This is a genomic window from Streptomyces sp. IBSBF 3136 (assembly GCF_036815105.1).
Classification (GTDB): Bacteria; Actinomycetota; Actinomycetes; order Streptomycetales; family Streptomycetaceae; genus Streptomyces.
Genome location: NZ_JAJSZC010000405.1, coordinates 1 through 3,227 on the forward strand (window position 1 = coordinate 1; position 3,227 = coordinate 3,227).

Genomic DNA, 3,227 nt, shown 5'->3' on the forward strand with positions numbered 1-3,227 from the left:
CCCCCACCCCCACCGCCACCGCGTCGAGCTCGGGGTCCCCCCGCTCGAGCGCAGCCGAGAGTGGCGGAGGCTGGAACGACTACTCCTGCAAGCCCTCCGCCGCCCATCCCCGCCCGGTCGTCCTGGTGCACGGCACCCTGGGCAACTCCATCGACAACTGGCTGTCCCTCGCCCCGTATCTGAAGACCCGCGGATACTGCGTCTACTCCGTCGACTACGGCCAGCTGTCGGGCGTCCCGCTCTTCCACGGCCTCGGCCCCATCGACAAGTCGGCCCAGCAGCTCTCCGACTTCGTCGACCAGGTTCTCTCCGCCACCGGAGCCGCCAAGGCCGACCTGGTCGGCCACTCCCAGGGCGGCATGATGCCCCGCTACTACCTGAAGTTCCTCGGCGGCGCCGCCAAGGTGAACTCCCTGGTCGGCCTCGCCCCCGACAACCACGGCACCGACCTCGCGGGCCTCACCAACCTGCTGCCGTACTTCCCCGGCGCCGGAGACCTGATCAAGGCCACCACCCCCGGCCTCGCCGACCAGATCACCGGCTCCGCGTTCCTGACCAAGCTCAACGCGGGCGGCGACACCGTCCCCGGGGTGCACTACACGGTCATCGCCACCAAGTACGACGAGGTGGCCACCCCCTGGCGCAGCCAGTACCTGAGCGGCGGGGACGTCCACAACGTCCTGCTCCAGGACCTGTGCCCGCTCGACCTGTCCGAGCACGTGGCGATCGGCATCTTCGACCGGATCGCCTTCCACGAGGTGGCCAACGCGCTCGACCCGTCCCACGCGACCACCACCAGCTGCGCCTCGGCCTTCAGCTGAGCCGCCGCCGGGGCCCGTCCGGCCTGAGCCGCCGTACGGGCCCCGGAACGCTGCCGGGCGGGGTTCAGCGGCGATGACCGCCGGACGCCGCCCGCCGCCGCACCGAGAGGAACAGCGCGGCCGAGCCGAGCGCCAGCGCCGCCGCACCGCCGACGGCGACGTACGAGGTCCCGGCCGAGGCCCCGGTCTCGGCCAGGTCCCGTGAAGTCCCGGCGGCCTCGGGCCGGTTGGCGGAGCCGGCCGCGGCAGCCGTGGTGGCCGGTTCCGTGCCGGGCTTCGACGCGGGCTCCGCCGCCGACCTCGTGACGGACGGCCGCGCGGACGTGCTCGCGTCGTCGTCCCCGTGCCCGTGGTGCTCGACCGTCGACCTGCCGGCACCGTCCTCGATCTGCTCGTCGGAGGGCACGGAGGCGCTCGGCGCCGGGGCGTCGCCACCGGCCCCGCCGCCGCCGAAGTCCACGTCCGAGCAGGAGTAGAACGCCTCCGGGCTGTCCGAGCGCTGCCAGACCGCGTACAGCAACTGCCTGCCGGTGCGCGCCGGAAGGGTGCCCGAGAAGGTGTAGAAACCACCCGAGGCAGCCGGGTCGGTGGCCGTCGCCACCGGGTGCGCCAGGTCCAGGTCGGACCAGGCCGGCGGCTTGGCGGGGGAGTAACCCGGCTGGGTCAGATAGACCTTGAAGGTGCCCTTGTGCGGGGCGGTCACGCGGTACCTGAACGTGTACGACCCGCTGTGCACGCTCGTCGCCGGCCAGTCGGAGCGGGCCAGGTCGAGCCCCTTGAACTCCTCGTTGCCGGCGCTGCACAGCCGGCCGTCCGGTATCAGCTCCCGGTGCCGCCCGGCGGCGTCGCCGATCCGGATGCCGTTCCAGTCGTACAGCGCCTGCGTGCCGCCGGCCGCCACCGCCGCCTTGCAGGCGGCCGACCGGGGGCTCTCCGGGCCCTCCGCGTAGCACTGCGACACCCGGCTGACCGGATCGCCCATCGAGCCGTGCGCGGACGCGGGCGCGGCCGCGAGGGCGGTCAGCGCGAGCGGGGCGAGACCGGTGACCGCCGCGGCGGCGGCCCCGCGGTGCGCGGCCACGCGGTGTGCGGGCATGCGGAACTCCTCGAAAAGGGCGGTTCACTGGGGGACGGATCCCGTGGGGTGATCAGAAGCTAGCCCCGGGAAGCCGCGAAATCGTCCGCTCGGCGCGGACGGCGGAGATCCTTATGGTCGGCTTAAGGACGTGCTCAGGCTGCGCTCAGGTAGACAGCGTTCCCGGTGTGACGAACGACGTCGCAGAGCGGATCCGCCCTGCCGTCGCGGACGACGTGCCGGCCGTGCGGGACGTGACCGACGGTCAGGGCGTGGGGCGACTGCTGCTGCGCTTCGTCGACGCGCACGCGCGTGCGCTGGGTCTCGGCGAGATCAGGCTCTGCACAGCCGCCGGTCAGCCGTCGGGCCACCAGGTGCGTGCGACGTCCCTGCGCACCTCCGGACGCCCCGCCGGCCGCTCCTCCGCCTCTTCACGGACGCGGCGGCTGTCCGTCCTCTTCAGGGGCTTCTGCACGGTCACACGGCGCATCGCTGCCTCCTTCAGTGCCTACCGAGTTCCGCGTAGTCACGGAGGTGGACGCCTCCGGGGAGAGTTCCTCATCGGCGCGGGTCTGTCAGTGTCGGCTGTCACGTCGGGACTGTCAGTGGCGGGTGTCACTGTGGGGGCATGACGAACGAACGTGAGCAGACGGTCGCGGTGGGTGCCGACCTGGACTGGGACGCGGAGGCCGCCGCGTTCGACGACGAGCCGGACCACGGCCTGCGCGCACCCGAGGTCCGGGCCGCCTGGGCCGCCCGGTTGCGGTCCTGGCTGCCCGCGCGCCCCTGTGACGTCCTCGACCTCGGCTGCGGCACCGGCAGCCTGTCGCTCCTGGCGGCCGGACAGGGACACCGGGTGACCGCCGTCGACAGCTCTCCGGCCATGGTCGCGCTGGCCCGCGCCAAGCTCGCCGGACAGGACGCGGTGGTCCTGCGCGGCGATGCCGCCGACCCGCCGGTGGAGGAGGGGCGGTACGACGTGGTCCTGGTGCGGCACGTGCTCTGGGCGCTGCCCGAGCCCGCGCGCGTCCTGCGCCACTGGCGCACCCTGCTGCGCCCCGAGGGCCGGTTCGTGCTGGTCGAGGGCGTCTGGGGGACCCTCAGCCCGGTCGGCATACCCGCAGCCCGGCTCACCGGGCTTCTGGAGCCGGTCGCCCGGCGGGTGCGCGTGGAGCGGCTGTCCGGCGACGCCGTGCTGTGGGGGAAGACGGTGGACGACGAGCGGTACGCCGTGGTGGCGACCGTGTAGCCGTGCGGACGGGGCGGACGGGGCGGACGGGGCGGACGGGGCGGACAGGGCGGACAGGGTGGACAGGGTGGACGGCGTGGAC

At 73.7% G+C, this 3,227-nt stretch carries 5 protein-coding genes and 1 pseudogene; 3 read left to right on the top strand and 3 right to left on the bottom strand.

The window, feature by feature from the left end:
* Positions 1–821, top strand: an 821-nt coding sequence (locus V7E45_RS39520; RefSeq protein ID WP_333779124.1) for an esterase/lipase family protein, incomplete at its 5' end; no start/stop codon positions are given.
* A gap of 64 nt (positions 822–885) precedes the next feature.
* On the opposite strand, the gene V7E45_RS39525 is transcribed toward V7E45_RS39520, so the two are convergent.
* Both V7E45_RS39525 and V7E45_RS39530 read right to left on the bottom strand, forming a co-directional pair.
* A complete protein-coding gene (locus tag V7E45_RS39525; protein ID WP_333779125.1) occupies positions 886–1,917 on the bottom strand; it encodes a lytic polysaccharide monooxygenase auxiliary activity family 9 protein in 1,032 nt (343 codons plus the stop codon).
* A gap of 134 nt (positions 1,918–2,051) precedes the next feature.
* A complete protein-coding gene (locus tag V7E45_RS39530) occupies positions 2,052–2,204 on the bottom strand; it encodes a hypothetical protein (protein WP_333779126.1) in 153 nt (50 codons plus the stop codon).
* Between V7E45_RS39530 and V7E45_RS39535 the strand changes: the two are divergent.
* A pseudogene (locus V7E45_RS39535) lies at positions 2,160–2,249 on the top strand (GNAT family N-acetyltransferase); the annotation flags it as partial. The gene V7E45_RS39530 and the pseudogene V7E45_RS39535 sit on opposite strands and share 45 nt — an antisense overlap.
* 2 nt (positions 2,250–2,251) lie before the next feature.
* Here V7E45_RS39535 and V7E45_RS39540 read toward each other — a convergent pair.
* The gene (locus V7E45_RS39540) at positions 2,252–2,386 is read right to left on the bottom strand and encodes a hypothetical protein (protein ID WP_333779127.1); all 135 of its coding nucleotides are present in this window, start codon (positions 2,384–2,386) and stop codon (positions 2,252–2,254) included.
* A 138-nt stretch (positions 2,387–2,524) separates the two neighbouring features.
* Between V7E45_RS39540 and V7E45_RS39545 the strand changes: the two genes are divergently transcribed.
* Positions 2,525–3,145 carry a class I SAM-dependent methyltransferase gene (locus tag V7E45_RS39545; protein ID WP_333779128.1) on the top strand — a complete coding sequence of 207 codons (621 nt, stop codon included), beginning with the start codon at positions 2,525–2,527 and terminating at the stop codon, positions 3,143–3,145.
* The last annotated feature ends 82 nt before the right edge of the window (positions 3,146–3,227 follow it).

Bases quoted from the DNA above. Each gene is read 5' to 3' on its own strand.
- V7E45_RS39540 (WP_333779127.1), bottom strand. From the start codon at position 2,386: ATGCGCCGTGTGACCGTGCAGAAGCCCCTGAAGAGGACGGACAGCCGC.
- V7E45_RS39545 (WP_333779128.1), top strand. From the start codon at position 2,525: ATGACGAACGAACGTGAGCAGACGGTCGCGGTGGGTGCCGACCTGGAC.
- V7E45_RS39525 (WP_333779125.1), bottom strand. From the start codon at position 1,917: ATGCCCGCACACCGCGTGGCCGCGCACCGCGGGGCCGCCGCCGCGGCG.